General features: G+C 66.7%; 23 protein-coding genes and 1 tRNA gene. 9 read left to right on the top strand and 15 right to left on the bottom strand.

All coding sequences use genetic code 11. From position 1 onward, the window contains the following. Positions 1 to 38 precede the first annotated feature (38 nt). Positions 39 to 112: transfer RNA gene (locus CWOE_RS26130), tRNA-Met, on the top strand. Here CWOE_RS26130 and CWOE_RS34540 read toward each other — a convergent pair. The 6 genes from CWOE_RS34540 to CWOE_RS33125 form a co-directional block, all read right to left on the bottom strand. Continuing rightward, positions 72 to 1,868 (bottom strand): recombinase family protein, encoded by a 1,797-nt coding sequence (locus CWOE_RS34540; protein ID WP_012936664.1) that lies wholly within the window; start codon positions 1,866 to 1,868, stop codon positions 72 to 74. The genes CWOE_RS26130 and CWOE_RS34540 overlap by 41 nt on opposite strands. 188 nt (positions 1,869 to 2,056) lie before the next feature. Then, positions 2,057 to 2,539, bottom strand: a complete 483-nt coding sequence (locus CWOE_RS26115; RefSeq protein ID WP_012936663.1) for an XF1762 family protein — start codon at positions 2,537 to 2,539, stop codon at positions 2,057 to 2,059. An 88-nt stretch (positions 2,540 to 2,627) separates the two neighbouring features. Beyond that, positions 2,628 to 4,091 carry a hypothetical protein gene (locus tag CWOE_RS33135; RefSeq protein ID WP_148261171.1) on the bottom strand — a complete coding sequence of 488 codons (1,464 nt, stop codon included), beginning with the start codon at positions 4,089 to 4,091 and terminating at the stop codon, positions 2,628 to 2,630. After that, a complete protein-coding gene (locus CWOE_RS33130) occupies positions 4,076 to 6,586 on the bottom strand; it encodes a hypothetical protein (RefSeq protein ID WP_148261170.1) in 2,511 nt (836 codons plus the stop codon). Before CWOE_RS33130 ends, CWOE_RS33135 begins: the two co-directional genes overlap by 16 nt. 90 nt (positions 6,587 to 6,676) lie before the next feature. Further along, on the bottom strand, positions 6,677 to 7,597 hold the full coding sequence (locus CWOE_RS32270; protein ID WP_012936660.1) for a replication-relaxation family protein: 921 nt from the start codon (positions 7,595 to 7,597) through the stop codon (positions 6,677 to 6,679). Next, entirely contained in the window at positions 7,590 to 8,882 is a 1,293-nt protein-coding gene (locus CWOE_RS33125; RefSeq protein ID WP_049793418.1) for a type IV secretory system conjugative DNA transfer family protein, read from the bottom strand. The genes CWOE_RS32270 and CWOE_RS33125 overlap by 8 nt, the downstream gene beginning before the upstream one ends. A 280-nt stretch (positions 8,883 to 9,162) precedes the next feature. Here CWOE_RS33125 and CWOE_RS34535 point away from each other — a divergent pair, with 280 nt between their 5' ends. After that, positions 9,163 to 9,864, top strand: a complete 702-nt coding sequence (locus CWOE_RS34535; protein ID WP_081425639.1) for an AfsR/SARP family transcriptional regulator — start codon at positions 9,163 to 9,165, stop codon at positions 9,862 to 9,864. Here CWOE_RS34535 and CWOE_RS26075 read toward each other — a convergent pair. The 6 genes from CWOE_RS26075 to CWOE_RS26050 are packed head-to-tail and all read right to left on the bottom strand — an operon-like array spanning position 9,861 to position 11,735. Then, on the bottom strand, positions 9,861 to 10,142 hold the full coding sequence (locus tag CWOE_RS26075) for a hypothetical protein (RefSeq protein WP_012936659.1): 282 nt from the start codon (positions 10,140 to 10,142) through the stop codon (positions 9,861 to 9,863). The genes CWOE_RS34535 and CWOE_RS26075 overlap by 4 nt on opposite strands. Before the next feature lie 34 nt (positions 10,143 to 10,176). After that, positions 10,177 to 10,518 carry a ribbon-helix-helix domain-containing protein gene (locus CWOE_RS26070; RefSeq protein WP_012936658.1) on the bottom strand — a complete coding sequence of 114 codons (342 nt, stop codon included), beginning with the start codon at positions 10,516 to 10,518 and terminating at the stop codon, positions 10,177 to 10,179. Then, positions 10,515 to 10,739, bottom strand: a complete 225-nt coding sequence (locus tag CWOE_RS26065) for a hypothetical protein (protein ID WP_012936657.1) — start codon at positions 10,737 to 10,739, stop codon at positions 10,515 to 10,517. Before CWOE_RS26065 ends, CWOE_RS26070 begins: the two co-directional genes overlap by 4 nt. A 2-nt stretch (positions 10,740 to 10,741) precedes the next feature. Further along, the gene (locus tag CWOE_RS26060; RefSeq protein ID WP_012936656.1) at positions 10,742 to 11,008 is read right to left on the bottom strand and encodes a helix-turn-helix domain-containing protein; all 267 of its coding nucleotides are present in this window, start codon (positions 11,006 to 11,008) and stop codon (positions 10,742 to 10,744) included. Continuing rightward, positions 11,008 to 11,337: a transcriptional regulator gene (locus CWOE_RS26055; protein ID WP_012936655.1), complete on the bottom strand. Its 330-nt coding sequence runs from the start codon at positions 11,335 to 11,337 to the stop codon at positions 11,008 to 11,010. Before CWOE_RS26055 ends, CWOE_RS26060 begins: the two co-directional genes overlap by 1 nt. Next, the gene (locus tag CWOE_RS26050; RefSeq protein ID WP_012936654.1) at positions 11,331 to 11,735 is read right to left on the bottom strand and encodes a hypothetical protein; all 405 of its coding nucleotides are present in this window, start codon (positions 11,733 to 11,735) and stop codon (positions 11,331 to 11,333) included. Before CWOE_RS26050 ends, CWOE_RS26055 begins: the two co-directional genes overlap by 7 nt. A gap of 508 nt (positions 11,736 to 12,243) precedes the next feature. Here CWOE_RS26050 and CWOE_RS33120 point away from each other — a divergent pair. The 6 genes from CWOE_RS33120 to CWOE_RS26025 all read left to right on the top strand — a co-directional run bounded on the left by CWOE_RS33120 (position 12,244) and on the right by CWOE_RS26025 (position 15,814). Beyond that, on the top strand, positions 12,244 to 12,921 hold the full coding sequence (locus tag CWOE_RS33120; protein WP_148261168.1) for a hypothetical protein: 678 nt from the start codon (positions 12,244 to 12,246) through the stop codon (positions 12,919 to 12,921). 91 nt (positions 12,922 to 13,012) lie between these two features. Further along, positions 13,013 to 13,951, top strand: a complete 939-nt coding sequence (locus CWOE_RS26045; RefSeq protein ID WP_041730990.1) for a DUF5677 domain-containing protein — start codon at positions 13,013 to 13,015, stop codon at positions 13,949 to 13,951. A gap of 241 nt (positions 13,952 to 14,192) precedes the next feature. Then, entirely contained in the window at positions 14,193 to 14,948 is a 756-nt protein-coding gene (locus CWOE_RS26040; protein WP_148261167.1) for a hypothetical protein, read from the top strand. Further along, positions 14,945 to 15,202 (top strand): GIY-YIG nuclease family protein, encoded by a 258-nt coding sequence (locus tag CWOE_RS26035; protein WP_012936649.1) that lies wholly within the window; start codon positions 14,945 to 14,947, stop codon positions 15,200 to 15,202. Before CWOE_RS26040 ends, CWOE_RS26035 begins: the two co-directional genes overlap by 4 nt. Positions 15,203 to 15,221: 19 nt before the next feature. Further along, the gene (locus CWOE_RS26030) at positions 15,222 to 15,602 is read left to right on the top strand and encodes a hypothetical protein (RefSeq protein WP_148261166.1); all 381 of its coding nucleotides are present in this window, start codon (positions 15,222 to 15,224) and stop codon (positions 15,600 to 15,602) included. Next, a complete protein-coding gene (locus tag CWOE_RS26025; RefSeq protein ID WP_041730988.1) occupies positions 15,599 to 15,814 on the top strand; it encodes a hypothetical protein in 216 nt (71 codons plus the stop codon). The genes CWOE_RS26030 and CWOE_RS26025 overlap by 4 nt, the downstream gene beginning before the upstream one ends. Positions 15,815 to 15,920: 106 nt before the next feature. Here the strand turns inward: CWOE_RS26025 and CWOE_RS31510 are convergent, their stop codons facing one another. Then, complete coding sequence (locus CWOE_RS31510) at positions 15,921 to 17,204, bottom strand: hypothetical protein (RefSeq protein WP_049793416.1); 1,284 nt, start codon at positions 17,202 to 17,204, stop codon at positions 15,921 to 15,923. 298 nt (positions 17,205 to 17,502) lie between these two features. On the opposite strand from CWOE_RS31510, the gene CWOE_RS26015 reads away from it, so the two are divergent. Beyond that, positions 17,503 to 18,717, top strand: a complete 1,215-nt coding sequence (locus CWOE_RS26015; RefSeq protein ID WP_148261165.1) for a hypothetical protein — start codon at positions 17,503 to 17,505, stop codon at positions 18,715 to 18,717. A 46-nt stretch (positions 18,718 to 18,763) separates the two neighbouring features. Here the strand turns inward: CWOE_RS26015 and CWOE_RS26010 are convergent, their stop codons facing one another. Both CWOE_RS26010 and CWOE_RS26005 read right to left on the bottom strand, forming a co-directional pair. Then, a complete protein-coding gene (locus CWOE_RS26010; protein ID WP_012936645.1) occupies positions 18,764 to 19,183 on the bottom strand; it encodes a putative toxin-antitoxin system toxin component, PIN family in 420 nt (139 codons plus the stop codon). Then, complete coding sequence (locus CWOE_RS26005; protein WP_012936644.1) at positions 19,180 to 19,404, bottom strand: hypothetical protein; 225 nt, start codon at positions 19,402 to 19,404, stop codon at positions 19,180 to 19,182. The genes CWOE_RS26010 and CWOE_RS26005 overlap by 4 nt, the downstream gene beginning before the upstream one ends. Positions 19,405 to 19,725: the final 321 nt, after the last annotated feature.

The raw sequence follows: 19,725 nt of genomic DNA, 5'->3' as shown, positions 1-19,725 counted from the left end.
CGCCTCGCACGCGATCTGCGCTAGAATCTTTGGTCCGCCGCGGGGTGGAGCAGTCTGGTAGCTCGTCGGGCTCATAACCCGAAGGTCGCGGGTTCGAATCCCGCCCCCGCTATACCGAAGTCCCGCGACCGCCCCCTTGGGGCGGTCGCTTTTTCTTGGTCTTCGACCAGCTCCGGCGTGACCGTAGCAGCGAGTTCGAGCCGGGCGTTCGCCTTGTCGTAGGTGGCCGTCACGTCGAAGGCTTCGAAGATCTCGGCCAGCTCGCTTTCGTCGGCTGTCGCCAGCGCATCGCGCATGTCCGGGATGGCGTCGAGCATCGTCTCGATCTCGTCCGGGCTCGCCCCGGCGGGGCGCTTTGCGCGCAGGACCGTGGTCGCCTCTGAGATGGCCGTCGCCCGAGCGCTCAGCTCTTCGATGCGTCTCGTCGCAAGGGCGATGACCGGATGGTTGGGGTCGTCGTGCTCTTCGAGGCGCAGCACCTGGCGTCTGAGGCTGCGATCCACGTCGGTGCGCTCGCGTTCGAGCCGCTCCAGCTCAGCGTCATGTTCTCTCCACGAATCGCTCGCGGCAGACGCCAGCTCGGCGCGGAGAAGACGCAGCCGGCCCGGTCCGAAGATCCGTTCCGAGAGGAAGTCGAGGACCGCGTCGAGCACTTTGTCCTCTTTGATCCCGAGTACGCGGGGGTGCCCGGCGATGTCGGCAGCGACGGAGCCTCGGCGGGTGACGTACTGGCAGCGGTACCAGTTGGAGCCCTTCTGATGGCTGCCTTCCATGCGGCGCCCGCACATGCCGCAGCGGACGTGACCGCGCAGGACGTAGAACCGGCCAGCGCGCCGAGGTCTTCCGCTGTAGGGGCGGGCTTGGTCCGGCGCTCTCGCAGCGATGGCGTTGCGGCGGGCGCGTTCCTCGACGGCCTCGAACAGCTCTCTGGTGACGAGCGCCTCGTGCGTCGGCAGCGGGCTCCAGATCCACTGCTCGCGTGCGCGGATGAGCGGTCGGCCTTTGCGCTTGTCGTGGCGGTTCCAGACGTTGTAGCCGGTGTACTTCGGGTTACGCAGCATTGAGCGCACCTGCGACCGGCTCCAGGTCTGAGCGAGGCCGTTGTCGTCCTTGCGGTTGCGCTGCGGCGGCGGGTAGCGGTCGAGGTCGCGATTGAGCTTGTCGACGATCTCGCCGAGCCCGAGGCCGTGGACGCAGTAGTCCTCGTAGACCATCAGGACGATCGGCCCTCTGATCGGGTCGATGACGAGCTTGTGCTTGAGCTTGCCCTCGCGCGCCTTATGCGGGTTGGGGTGCTCGTGCGGTTCGAGCGCAAAGCCGTACGGGACAGGGCCGCCCGTGTGCCAGCCCTGCCGGACGCTTTCCTCCATCCCGCGCCGGCTCTTCTCGATCAGATCGCGCACGTACCACTCGGCGACGCCCTGCTTGACGCGGCGGGTGAGGATCGCGGTCGCGTTGGCGACCATCGGCTCGTCGGCCGCGAAGAGGCCGATGTCGAGCTGTTCAAGCTCGCGCTCGATCCGGGTGGCGTCGGCGGTCATGCGCGAGAGGCGGTCGATGCTTTCGACGATCACGGCGTCGAAGCCGCAGCCGTTGCCGACGCGGGCGCGCAGGTCGGCGAGTCCGCCGTCGCGCGGGACCGCGACGCCGAACGGGGTGCCGTCGGCGCCGCGACCGCGCTGGGCGAGTTCCTTGCGCCCACTCTCGATGTCCCAGTAGTAGGCGACGACCTCGCCGCTTGTGGCCTCGATCGCGCGCCGGCAGGCCGCGAGTTGGCGCGGGATCGACAGCGACGGGTCCTGCGCGTCCTCGGTCGAGACACGGCCGTAGAAGGCGTACTTCACGGTGGCTGGCGCGGCGACGGTCATAGCCTGCATCTAGACCAGACGGGCGCTGCGTTCGCAAGATCGCGCGCCGACACTGCGGCCGCTCCTCTCAGCCGCCCGGCGCACGAACGCGACCATCACCCGGAGTTGCCGATCGCGACGCTCGATATCGGCGTCGCCGTGCGGCAGCACCCGGGTTGTCCTGTGCAGATCGCGAGGCGCGCCCGGCCTCACGTCGGCAGCTCCCAGCGGCATTTGTAGCCGAGCGGGTGCGTGTCGGCGGCTCTGCGTCCGCCGCTGCTCCATCTGCCGCCGCCGGCTCTGTCGGTGACGAGCTTGAACCCGGCGGCGCGCAACGATGCGCCGCCCTCCTCTCTGAGCGTGTAGGTGATGACGTTGCGGTACCCGAGCGCCTTCGCGGCGCGCCATGCGGCCCGCAGGAGCATCGAGCAGGCGTTGGGCGTACCGTCGGTGCAGACGCGCCGGACCTCGGCGGTGAAGCCGTCCTCGAGCTTGCGTGCGACGGGACGGCCGAGGATGGCGACGCCGCAGAGGCGGTCGTCTGCCTTGACGGCGACGACGCAGACGCCGGCGGCTACCGGACGGTTATGGCGATGGTGCTCAGCGACAAAGGCGTTCGCCTCTCTGAGCGAGGTCGGAACGATCGCGAGACGCGGTCGGGCGTGCGAGCGAGCTGATCTGGATGTCGTCAATGGGTGGTTGGCCGGCGAGGCGCATCCCACTGATGAACGTCGATACGGTTGGGTTAGCGGTACAGGCGCTCTCCGCAGCCGGTAAGAGTCAGCGCGACCAGGCACTGGGAACTGGCAGGTTCCCGTTGACGACCACCACGGCGGTTCTTGACGGATGGTCCGGCTCGTCGAGAGCGTGCAGCTTTGGAGCGAGCCAACCTATTGTGTTCGAAAGGACGCCCGGTGGCGCGTCCTTTCTGGTCATGTCTAGAACGACGAGAATCGAAAGTTGTCGCTGGTCAGCGCTGGCGTACTGCGTGGTCTGGTCGATGAAGTCTCTGGCATTGGCGAGTGTGACCGGTCTTGTTCTCGAAACCTTCAATTCTGCGACGATCCCGTCGTGAGAGATGTCGGTCGGACCGCCACCTTGCCAAGCGTGCTCGACAATCCGGCCTTCAAGTTCACTCACCATCGCCAGGCGCTTCACAAGCTCCGTCTGAAACTCCTTCTCAGTCGGATTGCTGCCTTCGGGGAACTGGCGATCCGCGATGATGCGAACCGCGGCTTTCGCCACGGCGCCAAGCAGTCGGCCGAACGCAGGCTGCTCGTCTGGCGCGAACCGGGCATCGCGCAACTCCGCGAGCATGGCGAGGATGCGTGCGTCGAGCGTCTGTGCGCCGGTAATTACATCTTGGAGGGCATCGAAAGTGCGTACCGCAAGCTCGTCATATCCAATCACGCGAAAAGGCGTCGAATCCTCCCCAACACCAAACGCGCCGTTGATAGCAAAGCGCACTGTTGACAGCGGGTCGGCCGCTCCTGCGTGAAGAATGAGATGGCCCTCTCCTGAGCCGGCCCACACACCTTCTACTTGCTCGGCCGGTCGGCGGATAAGGATATCTGTAACTTCCGCGGCAGTTCGCGGCCAACGGGATACATAACGGAGAACAAGTTCGTCCGCACCGTCCGGCCAGTCAAGTACGCGCGCCTCGACATGCAGTTGATGAACCTTGTGCGGTGCCACCACATGCGTCGCAGTAACTGGGCTTCCATCGACGGACGTGATGATGGCGCCGCGCGGCACTGGCTCTCTTGCTGCTGGAGTCTGTTCGATCGGAGCAGTCGTTCGACTTCGCGGCGGGATCAGTGGGATGGGGAGCGGGACCGCAAGCAAGGCGGCACGCACCGGATGGCGCTCGTCGGGTTCGGCGATGGACTCGATGGCTACGAGTACACCGTGCAACGGGGCCATGAGCGCCTCGTCACGAACGAGCCCCGACGCGGCCATCCTTGCGCGTCGTGCTGCCGCCCGCTGAAACCGATCGGCATCCATGCCCGCCGAGAGAGTCTCTGCATCCCAGCGCTCAAGCTCTCCAAGTGCCAGCAGGGCCTGGGCGTAACCGCGGCGAGTCTCGGCTTCGATCCCTTGATCTTCCGGCGCGATGCTCTGTGACAGTAGTTCGCCAGCGGCTTTGAGCTTGGCCGAGCGCTCGGCCGCTGTGAGATTCGGCTGCCGCAATGCCTCGATAGCCGTGGCGCGTGCTGCGAGGTATCGCTTCACGTCTCGTCCCACGGATATCTCATAGTTCTCAGCGCTCTCTCCCGGCGTTCGACTGCTTGTGCTGCACGTTCAAACGCGCGCTCGGCGATGTCAGGGCTGCCCGCTTGCAATGCGTCCTCTGCTCGCGCAATCTCTAAAGTGCGAAGAGCAGACTCCCGCTCGATCGCATCTTCAGTCGTATCCGGGATCGCATTGAAGATCGCCTCAGCTAACTCGGCAGCATCTGTCCAAAGTGTCGCTCGTTGAAGGATCTCCACGAAGCACGCCGCCTTGATGATGTCGCGTGACATCTCGGCACGAGCGATCTCCTGTATGTCTTCGAGGTGTTCTGTCAGGGTCTCGACCGGGAGTTCCCGAAGAAGGCGGAGCATCTTGTAGTCGCGGCCGTTGACTTCTACGGCTGGACGCGTGCTGATGATGTCCAGGAGCAGGCCGGAAAAGCCTGGCAGCTTCGTGGCAGCATGACCCCGCGAGCGGATGAAGTTCTCTTTGGCATGCCGTGAGAGGTGTTTAGCCAAGAGCACACACTGCGCTCGAATGAACTGGTTCTCCCGGCTGGGACGGCGCTCAGACAGTTCCCACAGCACCCAGAGGATCTGATCAAGAACGTCGGGATCGAGATTAGCGTAAGTGACGGCCCACCCCAACAGAAGATCTGCAGTCTGCTTCGTTTGGCTTTCGTCGATGGGTAACCCATCGCGGAGTGCTTGGAACAGGGATCCATGAACGATCGTATGCTGATCTCGAAGCAGGATCGGCAGAAGATCACCGAGATCCGCGGGAAGTCTGCGATTGTTGACTCGGGAGATCTTCGCCCATGCCTGGATTCCGCAGGCGCGGACCCGTTGATCCTCATGGACGAGCGCTTTCCACAGGGCTGGCATTACTTCGGGCAGAAGATCGTCACGTTGACCAAGGCTCCCCAAGAGGCGAACAGCATGATCTCGGAGATCCTTCATTTCGTCTGAAAGAGGATCGCTCAGTGCGATGACACTGAGTACGTTGCGTGCGATGTCGTTGGGCGCGTGGGGCACGAGGAGACTGGTCGCGTCACGCAGTTCTCGAATGACAGCTGCTTGTGTACTACTGCGCCCCGCGTTGTGGAGCGCCTCCATGAGAGAGGCCGCTTGTGGCAACCCAAGTGGCGACTCGTCTGTGCGCACTGAGACTGCCATCATCAGGGCTCCGAAGAGCTGATCCACCCGACTGGCCATCAGCTTCGGAAACCAGCCAGATGTATTTCTAATGAGATGCGCGGCGTCGTACGTCACCTGATCGCCCCAATCGCCGCCGAGGCGGCGAAATGAGACTTCGATCGCGGCTTCCACGGACTCGTGGCCGGTGTCATCGTTGGTGGCGTTCCGCACTGCATACTCGATAACGTTGAACAGAATTGGTCGTGCTTCTACGTCAACTCTCCGCGCTCGATTTTCAATCACCGCCGCGATGGTTCGGGGGTCGCTTCCGAAGGCCGTTCCCAGAGCCTCCTCAAGCTCCTCCTGAGGACTGCCGAGGTATCCCCGTTCAGGGTCTGGCAATTGGAGTCCATCGAGGAGCGGGCGGGCGAGTTGGGCGGCGGTCGGCGGCTCATGCTCGATCAGACGGCGCGCTGCGCCGGCCCCGATGCGCCGCGGGTAAGACTCTTCATGAAGGATCAGCGCAGTCAGCCTGTCCAACAGGGCCGGCAAGCTATGGGCTGCCGCTAAGTGCAACGGTGCGAGGTCGAAATCAGGCGGCAGCCCGTAGTCATGCGGCGGTGCAGCCAGCGCTGCGATGACGCTGAGAATCGGCTCCAGTTGACCAGGCTTCAGTCCTGCCTGCAATCGCACGAGCAGAGTCGCTGCGCTGCTCAGAGGCCCATGGCCTAATCCCTCGATGGTGACCTCAAGTAAGCGGTCTCGATCGAGCACGCTAGCGGCGTCGAGCTGCACCAGCGCTGCGAAAATGGCTTCACCCGGATTGTTGGCTGCGAAGTCCATGAGGACGGCGGCGGCCGGTGGGGTGGCTAACTCGGGATGTACACGGCAGAGATCGACAAGCTCGTCAGCCCGTCCGTCAGGAGTTCTTGCGTCGATACCCTCGATGAGAGAGACGAGCGCCCGCGTTGGCTCGGGTTCTCGCTCGACGCGCTGCGCCCGCGCTTGTGCGCGAGCGGAGCGTTCGGCGTCCTCCTTTGCAGCCGTGAGATCGGCGCGCTCTCGCGCGGTGCGACGCTCGTCGAGGGTTCTTTCCGCCAAGGTCTTCAGATTGGGAACCCCTTGCGGGTCTCGGTGCGGGCAAGCTCGGCAGTTCTGCTCGTAGAACCGGACCGCGTTCTCAAACAATCTGGGGGATATCGAGGTGTTGGGCTGCCCATGTACACACCGCATCTCGCGTACGCTGATGGGCAAGCCAGTCATGTCTTCAAGCATCGACCAGCCGAAATGCTCCGAGTGCTCGACGCGCGCGTGCGAACAGTGCCGCAGGACCATGGGGATGATGGAGGCCGTTTGACGACCTTGTTCCATTGCCCGTTCGGCTTCAGCGTTGAAATGGCTCGGCACCGGAAACGTTCCTGATCCTCTAGGGGCATACAGAATAGGCAGGATGGTGCGAACCTACGGCCGCTGCGATCCTGGGATCGGATCGGCATCTGCCGGGCCAACCAGCAGAGGCATGAGTCTCCGGAGGCCGGACTGCGTCCAGACCGCGATCTTGACCCACACGGCGTTCTTGTCGGCAGCTGTCGTACGGATGCTGTGGGCGCGTCGGTCCGTTGGCGCAACGAAGACGACGAGAGGGGCAACGGACGCGAGTTCGCTGCGAGGCAGCGCCTTCGAGTATCGGTCGATCTTCTCGCGGATGCGGCGCAGCGGTTCGGTGCCACGATCGACTTCGAGCAGCAGGTGCAGGGGCGCGCGGTCGGGCAGGTGCAGGACGCCGTATCCGTCCGGCGTGACGATGCCGCCGAGGAGACGGCTGGTGGTCTTCTCGCCGTACCACTCGTGGAGGGAGCCGCCCGCCGCGCGCAGCTCGACGGCGAGGCGCACGAAGAACTCGTTCGTGGCGACGTGATGGTCGAGCTTGGACGAGACGGCGACGCGTGCGGCGGTGGCGTGACGCCAGCGCAGTTGCTCGCGGTCGAGGCCGAGTTCGTCGGCGACGACATGTGCGCCAGCCTCGTCGAGGATCCAGTGGTACGGGGCGCTGCCTTCGCCGAGGCGAACCTCAGGGCGAAAGCGATCGAGCATGCGCAGCCTGTACAGCACGTCGAGACGCTCTCGGGCCGTGTTCGGATGTCTGAAGTGAAGCCGGGTCAGCTGGTCGGTCGTGAGAGTCGTGTGTTCGTAGCAGTCGATGACGATCTGTCGATCACGGTCCGTGAGACGGCTGGCGAGCGTCAGCAGGTGTTTGGTCGTGACACGAGTGGGGCGGCTTGTGTCTTGCCTTTGGTCCCCCTTGTCGGGGTTGCTTCCCGAGCGTCGAGAGCGCGTGTTTGCGGGGGACTCGGGCGGTGTGTGACCGGTTTTCCTAAGCACCGGGCCGACCTCCGGACCGGGCACCGGGCCGATCACCGGACCCCTTGGAGCGGGGCCGGCGCTTGACCCCGGGCTCGATTGCGCCGTAGCGACGCTCGAACAGCGCCTCGGAGTCCGGCGCGCCCGACAGCCGATCGCGGACATGCTGGCGGACCTGCTCGGCGCGATCGTCGGCTTCGGGCGCCGCGAGCGGTTCGGTCGCGACCGTGAAAGCGCGGGTTGTCTCGCCGCTGTGGCACAGGCGGACGGCGGTCGTGAAGCGGTGCAGATGGGCGAGGTCGTGTCTGGAAAGGTCGGGTTGAACGTCGCGATCGAGCGCGTGGGCGTCGTCGGCTGAGAGTTGGAAGTAGATCTTCGTGCGGGCGTTGGCGCTGATGCCCTCACGGAGGTCGCGTGGGAGTTGTGCGAGGTGTTGATGGGCGAGCGCGAGCGAGAGCCGATAGCCGCGGGCTTCGGCGAGCACGTCGTCGACCGGGGTGGGGAGGTTGAGGTAGTTGTGGACCTCGTCCACGTAGAGGGCGGCGTCGCGGCGCTGTTCGGGCGGGAGGGCGGCGCGGGCGAGCGCGGCTTGCCAGACGCGGGCGACGACGATCGATCCGAGCAGGCGGCTGGTGTCTTCGCCGAGGGTGCCCTTGGGCAGCGAGCAGAGCAGGAGCCGGCCGGTGTCGAGCGCGCGGGTGATATCGAGCGTCGAGCGCGGCTGTCCGATGATGTTGCGCAGGCTGCGGCGCAGCAGCAGCGCGCGCAGCTTGTTGGACACCGGCCCGGTCACCTGCGCGCGCGTCGCCTCCGAGAGCCCGTCGTACCAGGTCCAGAACGGTTCGAGTCCGATTGGATCGTCGATCGGGTCGGTCAGCCTGGAGCGCCAGTCGTCTTCGGTGAGCAGGCGTGGGACGTCCGCGAGCGTCATCGGCTCCTCGGCCTGCGCGAGGGTGAGGAGAGAGGAGCGCAGGATGTCATCGGTGCGTGGTCCCCATGAGCGTTCGTAGAGTCGGTGGAAGATGCCGACGAGTTGGTCGACGACGAGGTCGGTGTCGCGGCCTTCGAGGACGTTGAGCGCGGGCGGCTTGGGGTCGTGGGGGTCGAGCAGGTCGACGCGGTCGATCTTGTCGGAGGGGATGCGGGCGAGGATGTCCTCGACGAGGTCGCCCTTGGGGTCGATCACGACCGCGCCGCGTCCGGCGGCGAGGTCGTCGAGCGCGAGGCGGGCGATCAGGGTCGACTTGCCGGTGCCGGTCGGGCCGAGCAGGTGCAGGTGATGGCGGGCGTCGGCGGCGGCGAGCACGACGCGGCGGCCGTTAGAGGCGATCCCGAGCGGTTTGCCGGTGGCGGGCAGCCGGGGCGGTGGCGGGATGCTGCGCGCGCCGGCTCGGTCGACGCCGGGCGTGGTCTCGTCGGTCGGCAGGTGTGCGAGCGCGGCCAGCTCCGGGACGGACAGCAGGAACGCGCCGCGCCCGAGTCGGCGCTGAGTGACGCGCCGCAGCGAGGGGCGGCGCCGGCGGCTGCGCAGGCCGGCGCGGCCGTCGTAGGCGGCGTAGGCGCCGGCGCCTAACGTCCGCGTCGGGCTGCTCGGCCCGTTCGCGCTCGACGGCGCGCCGCTGCCGAGACGGTCCTCGACGCGCGAGCTGATCGCCTACCTCGCGCTGCACCCGGATGGCGCGACACGCGACCGACTGCTCGAAGCGCTCTGGCCCGACACCGACCCGCGTCGCAGCCAGCCGCGCCTGTGGCAGGCGACCAGCGAGGCCAGAAAGACGCTTGGCGACGCGTTCGTCTCCGATGACGGCCGCTACCGCCTCGACCGCGACCGGCTCGCCGTCGACCTCGACGAGCTGCCGCCGCTGCTGCGCCGCGCCGACGCGGCCGACCGCGTCGCCGACCGCGCGCGCCTGCTCGGCCGCGCCGACGCGCTGTGGCGCGGAGCGCCGCTCGACGGCGTCGATCACGCGTGGGCCGAAGGGCACCAGCGGCGGCTGCGCGTCGAGCGCGTCGAGCTGCTGCACCGCCTCGCCGAGACGTGGGTCGAACTCGACGAGCCGCGTCGCGCGCTCGACGCCGCCGAGCGCGGGATCGCACTCGACGAACTGCACGAACCGTGCTGGCGCGCTGCGCTCGACGCCGAAGCGCGGGCCGGACAGCGCGACGCGGTCACGGCGCGCTACGACGCGCTCGCGGGGCTGCTCGACGACCGTCTCGGGCTCCGACCGGAGCCCGAGACGACCGCCCTTTACCGGGCGCTGCTCGCGCCCGAGCCGAGGAGCACTTAGCCCTCGCGGTGCGGAAGGTCGGTGCGGATGCCGAGATCGGCGAGAGCACGGTGCAGCTCATCGCGCCGGACGCCATAGGCATCGAGCGCGCTGAGACTGGCGTCGATGGCCAGCCCCGCGACTACGTCTTCGGTCGCGAAGTACGCGACCGGCGTGCCGTTGTCGAGCCTCACGGCGAGGACGTTCCCGCGCTTGTCGCCGACGCTGATCGTCGCCTCGCACCTCCGGCCATCGCTCGTCACCAGCGTGATCGGCGCCTCGAACGCGACGATCGTCACGCGCGGCCACCGGTCCGCTGACCGATCGCCTGGGCTACGGTCGCGGGCCACTGGAGCCACCTCCCGCGACCGCTCCGTGCCGCACGAGGCGATTGCGTTGCACGAGCGCCCGCGTCTCGCGCACCACGGCGTCGAGGACACGCGCGATGCTCTCCACACGTGTCTCCAGCAGGTGCTGCATTTCGGCCAGTTCGCGGGTCGATCGGTCGAGCTGCGCGAGTCTGTCGCGCTGTTCGAGTCGCACGACGTGCTCGCGTGCGGCGTCGCGGACCAGCTCCGCACGTGCGACGCCGCGATAGGCAGCGAGTGTCCCGAGCCGTTCCCACAGGTCAACGTCGAACCGCACGGTCGTCACGATCCGGGCCGGTCTGGTCACGACTCCCCCTCGTCCTGCTGGGGCGGGGCGGCATGCTGCGCCACCCAGCGCAGGTGCTCCTCGGCACGTCGTCGCCAGCGGGGATCAGCGCGTCGCGCTCGCGCGTGGGCGTCGATGGCGAGCCTGACGCAGTCGGTGACCGTGACGCCGTCGATACGGGCGACGAGCATTAGCGTGGCGGCCCGCTCGTCGTCCAGCCGCAGCGTCATCGACTTCGTCATGGCTACGTCGCTCCGCGCTGGTCGGTCATCTCCTCGACGTTGCGCTCGTAGACCTCCAGCAGCCGGGAGAGGGAGAGGTCGAGGCCGCGTTCGAGCTTGAGCAGGACGCGGAACGTCGGGTTGATCTCGCCGCGCTCGATCGCGCCGACGTAGTTGCGATGGATCTCCGACGCCATCCCAAGCTGCTCCTGCGAGAGCCCGCGACGAACGCGCAGCTCGCGCACCGCACGCCCGAGCGCACGGTGCTCCGGTGAGATCGGGGCCGCCATCACACCCGCTCCTCGGCCCGCTGCTGGTGGGCTCGGCGCCGGTCGCGCAGCGCCTGTATCCGTGCGCAGCGGCGCAGGCAACGGCTGGCAGCGACGTTGCGCTCGTAGAGCGCCACCAGCTCCGACACCCGCACGCCGAGTTCGGCGCACAGGGTCGAGAGCTGCGGGAACGAGAGGTTCGTCTCTCCCCGCTCGACCGCCGCCAGGAAGCTGTCCACGAACCCGAGTGACACCGTCTCGATGCCGCGCCGCACGCGCAGCTCGCGGATCGCGAGCCCGAGCGCGCGACGGACCTCGGCGGCGTTGCGTTCCGCTGGTGAGGTCACCATCCGACCACCTCGTCAGCCGGCGGGTACTCGGCCAACTGCGCCAGCAACTGGCCGATCACGGCGCAGCCGACGATGCAGTCCCGTGCCGCGCGTTCCTCCTCGGCGTGTGCATCGACGTGGACGCGCGCGGCGTCCGCTGTCCGTTCGTTCAGGTGGCGCAGGGTGCGGGCGAGCACGCCGGCCGGCATCGTGATCGCGAACTCCTCACCGGGATCGTCTGCACCCCAGCCGATGTCGTCCAACAGGCGCATTGCGCCGCCGTAGAGCAGCCGCAGCACTCTGGCGTCCTCGATGTCCCCGCGATCGAACGCGATGTAGATGTCGCCGATCCCCGTCAGGTCCGACGTAACCGCCAGATAGAGCGCATCCCGTTGAACGCGCGTGAGCATGAGCCGCATCGCGGATCCTCCCTCGGTCGAGCACCGAAAGGCACGCGCGGACGATCGCAACACCAGCGCGACCATCACGCTCGCGTGGCGGGTTAACGCGCCAACAACCAGCCGTGACGGTCTACGGTGTGTGGTGCGCCGAAGCTCGAACCTTCGGTGCAACCGGTCCGGGCGGGCGTTGCTGCGCTCGTCCGGACCAACTTTTCACTTTGTCGAGCGGCCGACAAGATCAGACGCGATGGCGGAATGCAAGACGAACGTTGGCGAAAGGTAGCCGGATCCAGCGTTTCCGCCTCCGATTCGTGAGTCCGCCTATAGGTGGAGTTTCACCGCCTGGCGGCGGTGCTCTGGGCAGAAGGTTGTCCGTGATCGAGGGAGACTGGCGAGGCCGGGCTTGGGTCGAGTGCGGTGCTGGATGTCGCTTCCCGTTGCCCCGCCGAAGCGCGGTCACTACCGTGCCAGGCACACCGGACCGGGAATGGGGCGAACAATAAAGAAGGCGATCGGGGCGCTTGTCGTGCTCGCGCTGCTCGCGACGAGCGTAAGCGCGGGTGCCGTCGCCAGATGCGAGGGACGAGCCGTCGCAGACGGGTCGTCCCGCTACAAGATCCGAATGCTGGCCGCGAACGCCGGCTGCGCCGACGCGTTCGCGGTTGCCGATGCCTGGTACGAGATGCGGTCGACGATTCCGAGACGCGTCATGGTCGGCGGAGGAGACGAACGCGGACGCTCGTACGGATACGCGACCCGTGTCGCGGGCCACGCGTGCCGTATCGCATGGATCGGAACCGGCGTGATCCAGGTCCGCTGCGCGACGCTCCGACGACTCGCCCTCTGGACCGAGGCGGTTGATCCCGGAGGCCTGCGCGTCGAAGACATCCCCTACCCGCAACTCGGCGGAACTCGACCGCCGACCGTGCCGGAGCGCACGAGGATCTTGCCCCAGGCGCCAATACGCGCAGCGATCAGAACCTACGGCGCCGAGTGCGTGCGATTCACTACCCGGATGTCCCTGTCGGACGAAGACTGGGCCGCCGTCTTGATACTCCCGGCCGAATCCTGGTGCAGCGTGCAACCCGATGTCACGACGGTCCGCCGTGACGGCCCTGGTTGGCGACGCCATCAGTATGGCAACGGTGGCGGCTGCGGCGTCCCGCGCCGCGTGCGCGAAGACCTGCGCCTCGCCTGCTACTGAGTGAGGATGGCGGCCGTCAGGCTGAGTGACGAGCACGTGACTGCACCTGAGCTACGTTTCAGCGCGTGAGCGATCCGTTGCTTTTCTGCCGATGCTGACGTTTGTTGGGATGGAGCCTCGCGGCCTTGAGAGCTGCGACTACTCCGGGAGACTCGTGGACGAACAGACGTTGCTTCGTGCCACCGACGAGCGAGCTTTCGCGAATGAAGCGCTCGCCGTGTTGAGGGAACTTGAGCAGTCTGTGGCGTTGGTCGCGCGCGTTCGCTGGATTGGCGACGACGGTGCGCCGCGAACCCTCACGCGCAACGAGGCGGTTCTCGCTGGCCAGATGGTCCGGCTGGCGAAGCTGCATGGCGGACTCCTTCGGTTCTGTGATCCGCCGGGGATGGAGCTCTTCGCCTTTGTACTGCGTGGCGCGATCGAGACCGCGATCAATCTCCGGTACCTGATCACGCATGGATCGGATGCTACGTACGAGGCGTTCGTGCGCCATTCGTTGAAGCTCGAAAAGCAGTTGCGCGACCGGGTTGTAGCCGCGATCGAGGAGCGCGGTGGAGTGGTCATGCCAATGGAGCACGGAATGCTTGAGGGAATCGAGGCTGCCTTCCGGACGGCGGAAGTCGAGCCAGAGGATGTTGACCCCGTATCCCGGGCACCCTGGTCCAAGGGCGGGGCGTTCGGACGGTTTAAAGCGCTCGGCGTCGAAGACCTCTACGGCCCGTACTTCGGCGTTCAGAGCAGCTACGTGCACGGGGCGTGGCAGGAGCTCGTCCAGCATCACCTTGAGGTGCAGCCCGACGGCCGCTTTCTCCCCCGCGCGACCTTCGACGAAGGGTTGGCGGTAGCGCCGCTGCTCATCGCGGTCGACGTGCTCGGCGGCGCCACAGTGGACTACCTGCGCGCCGCGGCACCCCCGACCAGGGACCGCGACGTACTCGAAGGTCGCATCGACGTCTGTGGAGAGAACGCATCCGCAATCCGGGCGGCGTACCGCCGTTTCCGTGGGATGCCCGACCTCACCGGCGCGTAGCGCGTGAGGCGCGAATCTGACGTGGGAACGGCGCGGGCACGGCCCGCGCCCGGTCGCGGCCAGCGTTCCGACGGGGCGGTTCAGCCGGCGGACCTCGATGCGGTGCCGAACCTTGTCGTCACGCCATGCCTTGTTTCGGAGGTGGGCGTGAAATGACGACTCGCGAATCTGCCCTTGTGCTGCACAGGCAGGCGGGGCGTCTCTTGAATCGAGTAGCGGGCGGGACCTACTCTCCGCGCAGATGACAAGCAAGCGCAGGCAGCGAAAGAAGGGTCCGGCGCCGACGAAGCCGTCAGCACTGGTGGACCGGCGTGTCCGTCAGGCCCGCGTAACCATGGAGGCGCCCGGGCTCAGAGTGGGTGACATCCTCGCGGCGGTCGCGGTGGCGGAGATGCCGGGTGTGGGCGAGGTCCGGTTCTACGAGGCGCTGATGCCGTACGTGCTCCTGCTCGACGCCCGCAGGGACGAGAAGCGCGCCGTGCAGTTGCTCGCCCGGGCTCGGAAGAGCCGTAAACGGCAGTCCGATGGCGAAATCCACATTGCCGACAGCACGGCGATCGTGGACCTCCAGCATCTCGGAGCGCGCGCGTGTATCACTGCTATGGAGGCGTTGGAGGCGTTTGCGGCGGAGATCCTGCCGGTCGATGCCGTCTATACCCCGAAGGCAGGGAAGCGGGTTGGCGAGAGACTCGATCGCGAGCAGATCCTGTGGCTGAAGACCAAGGAACGCTTCGGCGATGCGCTCCCGGCCGCACTCGGGCTTCAGTCGATCAAGCACTCGGCGCTGTTGTGGGCGAGCTTCAAGCGAGCGCTCGCGCTGCGCAACGCCGCGATCCATCCGAAGCCCGAGCATCTGCACTCTTTCGGGAAGCTGGACCCCGGACGTCTCTCCTCGCGGATCATCGCCGAGGAGTTCGTCGGTGTTTCCGAGATGGCCGCTGCTGTCATGGAGCGCTACTCGCCTGGCTATGTCACGACGGCCGATAGCCGGAGATGACGGTCGGCATGTCGTGCGAGTCCGAACCGCAGCTGCACGGGGCAGCACGAGAGCTGGAACTGCCGCGCGGCGCGAGTATGTGGTTCGGGGACGGTCGTCCCATCGAAGACCCGTGGATCGTCGAGGCGGCAGTGATCGCGTCGCTGACTCCTCCGCTCAACCTCCGCGACAATCGCCACCATCCCTTCCACGACACCATGTCTGCCGCTCGCGCGCGGTTCAAGGCACAAGCCGAAGCGCTCGGGCGCGAGTAGGCGGGCGAGACTCATGGCGGTGGCCGTCCCCGAGCGTTCCGTTCGCGACATGGCTGCGGCGCTCTGCGAGTTCGAGGGCGTCAAGTGCCTGTGGCGCGTTGTGGCCGCCTTCGCAACCTACGCGCTCATACGCGTGTTGCCAGTTGTGGCGGCCGTGACCGTCGCGATCGTGTCGGTCAATGGTCCCGTCGCGAAGGCGAGCGTGAGCGCGGTCGTCGCGCTCGCCGTGGACGCCCTCGGCAAAGGGCTTCGGGTGCGGTTCCCCTGGAAGGCGGTCCTCGCAAATCGGCTCGCCACGTTCGAGGCGATGAACCCCACCACACAGGTGCCCGTCCGCGTTCGTGCAGCCGATGAGGACGTGGCGGGAAAGCACTTCGCCGCGCGCGGTTCAATCCCGTGATCTACGGTCTGCGGCTGGGCAGCGTGCCATCCGACGCCCCCGATCTCGACTTCGAGATCGCAGTGCACGAGCCGGCGGCGTGGCCGCAATCGCTGTCAGGCCCCGACCGGGTGCAGCGCATCGCCGACGTTCTGCGCGCCGCGCAAGTGCGAGCGCGGGTTGCCGGGGTCGATGTCGTGCCGCTTAGAGCCGAATCTCGATCCGAAGTGTAAATCGGGGGTTTGACCCCCGTCGCTCCCGCTACCTCCGCCAGGTCCAATGTGCCCTGGCATCCGAGACGGCGACTTGACGACGAGAAGCATGTAGCGACGCGTCTTGCTAGTCGCGCGGCAGGTGCACGAAGACCACCGCCAGGTCGGCGCGGCGCTCCTCGTGGTCGGGTAACCGCACCCGGCAGCGCAACTCACCCTCAGTCGAGCCCTGTTGCCAATCCTCAAAGGCTGGATGGTTGGCGAGCGTTTCCCGGGCGGCCGCGAGGACACGACCCATGTCCTTGCGATCCACGAACATCACGAGCGCGAGCTTGGCATCGCGCCAGGTCGTGTACCCGAGCAGCTGGTCGAGCGCAGATGACTCCTCGCGGTCAGGCAGCGCGAACGCCGCAGGTCCTGACCACCACTTGCACTCGGCGACGAACACGTTGCGGTCCTCGACACGGATGAGGATGTCGGTCTTGCCGCTCTTGTTGAAGGTTTCGCCTGTGGCCTGGCCCTCGTAGTGCGTATTGAGAAGAACGAGCAGTGCATCGCGGAGCTGTTCCTCGTCCCAGCTGGCGTAGTTGCCGGGCGTGCGTTCCATGCCGCGAGCCATCGCCGAGACGACACCCAGGATATGCGCGTAGAACTCGCCGACGAGAGTGGGTTCGAGCGGCGTCGAGGCTGCGGCTCTTTGCCGAGGCGGCGTGGGCGACGGTCGGCGCGTGATGCCGGGCGCGGAAAACGTTCGTGGTGCGTCGGTGCTGCGGCGCACAGGGATGCCGAGGCCGTCGAGATGCTCGCGGTCGGCGAGTACCCGTTGACGTCGCGTGGCGATGGCGTGGCGTGCGAGGCCCGGCAGGTCGCGGTTGTGGGCCTCGATGTCGGGTTGTTGCCAGCTCGCGTGCTGCTCGATAGCCGCGATGAGTGCGTCGGTCGTCGTCTTGATCGGGGGTTTATGGTCGTGCGGCCACTCGAAGAACAGTTTGATCTCGTCTTTACCGATGGCCGCGCGGGGTGGGCTCATCGACCACTGCCGTGGGCGACATCGCAGCAGCGTCTCATCGCCCGTGAACGGGATATGAATGACCGCCCTGCGTCCCGGGATCAGGAAAGGTTGGGTAGTGTCGAAGATGGCTCGGTTCTGGTCATAGCGAACGTCGACCTGGGACTCGCCGACGTCCTCCAGCTCGACCTCATCGCGGCGGATCACAACGGGCTCGACGGTGAACGCCTCGGCGACCTGGGCCACCCAGGCATCCACATCCGCGCCGAGCAACTCATCCTCGCTTGCGTCGGAGATTTTTGCCTGGCAGTTGCTTTGCAGTGATGCCAGCCAGTCCGCAAGGTCGGCCTGAGTGAAGAGCATCTGCGTTTCGCCGCGAATCTGTGCAAGGCGCTCCGACATGGCGCGTCGGAGGGTACGTGCGAGCGCGGACGCCGTGCCGTCGAGCCGACTACCCGAGATGGTGCCCGAGGCGCCTTTCGCGAGGCATAGCCGGTGCGATCCCTACCGCAGTTCCCGCACCGCCACGAACCGGTACCCGGTCGGGGGTTGGTGTTCAGAACCCGCCCGGTAGATGGACCTGCGAGGCCGGCGTGCGCACGGGGCTGCGTCCTGATCTTTGGCGGCGCTGGCGCTGGCGGTGCCGCGCAAGCCTGGATCTGGTGCGACATCTCAGATCGCTCAACCATAGGCTGCGTTAGTGGGCACGGAGACCGACAATGACGGGGTTGTTCCGCAGTACGACCCCGACGCTCCAGAACTCCGCCCCCTGCTGATCCGCGCGCTTCGTGATGATGGATTCAAAGCGTTGTGCAGAGGCGAATCTCGGAGCAACACGGAGATATCGACCCTGACGAGTTACACCGTTATGGTTGGGTTCGGGCTGGGTGTTGCGTCCGTGCTCGCCGACTGGCTGGATATCGGGATCTTGGCTTGGCTCGGGCTCTTGGCGGTCGCTTGCCTCGTGCTCGCGTTGATCGGTGTCTGGGTTGGTGTACAAGCGGCCGCAGCCTTGCTCGTCTTGGCGTGGTTCGTGCTTGCGGCGGGTCAAGTCCTTCAAAGCGATCACGACCTCCTCGCGACAGTCGTGTGGCCCTTTGCTGTAGTCGCGGCCGTTCTGTGGATCGTGCGACGGCATCGGCTGACGACTGTCGCCCGGACTTCTCCGCTGTTGCTGGCCGTGACGATCACGATCTTGCTGATTCCACTGTTCACCGACGACCTTTGGAGGGCGGCCGATGATCTCGGCCTCCGGCATCTCGGGCTCCTGGCTGCGGTGACGATCCTCCCTCTCCTGCTCTCGCTGGCACATCGGCTCCGAGCAGAGGTTGGCGGCGTACTGAGCCGGGCGACTACAGAGATCCTTGCTGCTAGACACGCCGCCGCAGAACGTGCTGGAGAGCGCATCCTCCGCTTGCTCGAAGACGACGACAGAAATCGAGAAAGCGAGAAGCTCGCCGAGCAACTCGGAGAGGTGTACGGAGACACGGTCAGCGTCGAGCATGCTCAGCGGATTGAGGCTGCTCTGTTGCGGCCTCTCCGTCGCCAAGTTGTCCGTCGGCTGCTTGTGACGACGTTCGGCCTCTTGGTGAGCGTCACCTTGTACCTCTACGTCCTGGCTTGGATCCTTGTGCCCATCGGCGTCTCCGCCGAATGGCTCGGGGAGCCGGCAAGCACGACAACGATCAGCCTCTTGAACGGAGAATTCGCTGTTCCGCTCGGAGGCTATGTGTCGGTGGCGGGGCTGCTGGGGATCGTCGCCACGGCAGTGATGCTCGCATTCGCCACGACGGAAGACCGCTACGCGGGGGACGTGACGACGGCGGTGCTCTACGCACCCTTGCGCGACGGAATGACGATCGCGCTCCCATACCAAGCGCTGAAAGACTCCTCGGCCGACGTTCCAGCGCGCTGAGCTTCGCCTGCAAGGGCCTATCGATGCCCTCCCGCCGGAAAGAGTCTCAGAGGAGGCTGAGCAGTTCGCAGGCGGCGCGTGCGGTCAGTGCGGGTGGGTGGAGGCCTTGGTGGTCGAGGAGGTCTTTGTCGCCGGTCACGATCGCGCGGGCGCGGGCGGCGGTCGCGAGCGCGACGAGGTAGTCGTCGGTGGGATCGCGGAGGACCGCTGGCGGCGAGCTTGGGTCGCGCAGTTGCACGCTCGCTCGCGTGAGTGCGCGCAGCAGCCGATCGGCGTCCTCGGCGGGCAGCCGGTCGCGGAAGTATGGCTTCGCGAGTCCGCGGCGGACTTCGTCGAGCAGCAGTGGGCAGGTGACGGCTTCGAAGGTCGAGTCCATGAGCGCCTCGAAGAGGCGAACTGGGGGACTGCCGTCCGGGCCGGTGAAGGCGGGCAGCCAGATGCTGGCGTCGACGACGAGCCGGGTCAACGCTCGGCGCGGACTTCGCGGACGGCTCTCAGGGCGAGTTCCGTTGCTTCTGCCTCGGTGAGGTCGAAGCGTGCGCGGGTGCGCCGCGCGGTTGCGATGCCGAGTCGGCGGATCGCGAGGTCTTCCAGCAGCTCGCGGTCGCCTTTGCCCGGCTCCTCGGCGCGCAGCTCGGCGAGGAGGTCGGCGTCGAAGTCGATCGGCGTGGTGCGCGAACCACTCATGAGATCAGGGTAACGCCTGTCGCGGCGATGCCGCGTCGTCTGCGCGGAGGGCTCGGCAGCTTGGTTGACGCAAGCGAGGTCCGCGTCGTCCCTCTGCGCCGCACTGGCCCGCGCCGGCCTCGGCTGCGCAGTCGTCGGAAAGGGAGGGCTAGTCAATCCACGATCAGACGGAGAGGCCGACCGCGTCGTCCGGTGCGTAACGGCGGTCTGATCCGGGCGGTGGGATTACGCTTGCCGCACCAGGAAGCCGTGCCGTGCCTTGCTCCGTTCTCGCTCTCACTCTCCGCTGGTCACGGATGGCTGCACGCCGGTCAGGTGCCG

Origin of the sequence: Conexibacter woesei DSM 14684 (assembly GCF_000025265.1) — a bacterium.
Lineage (GTDB): Bacteria > Actinomycetota > Thermoleophilia > Solirubrobacterales > Solirubrobacteraceae > Conexibacter > Conexibacter woesei.
The sequence above is the reverse complement of the archived record's forward strand: the minus strand, read 5'-3'. Positions and strand labels throughout refer to the sequence as shown.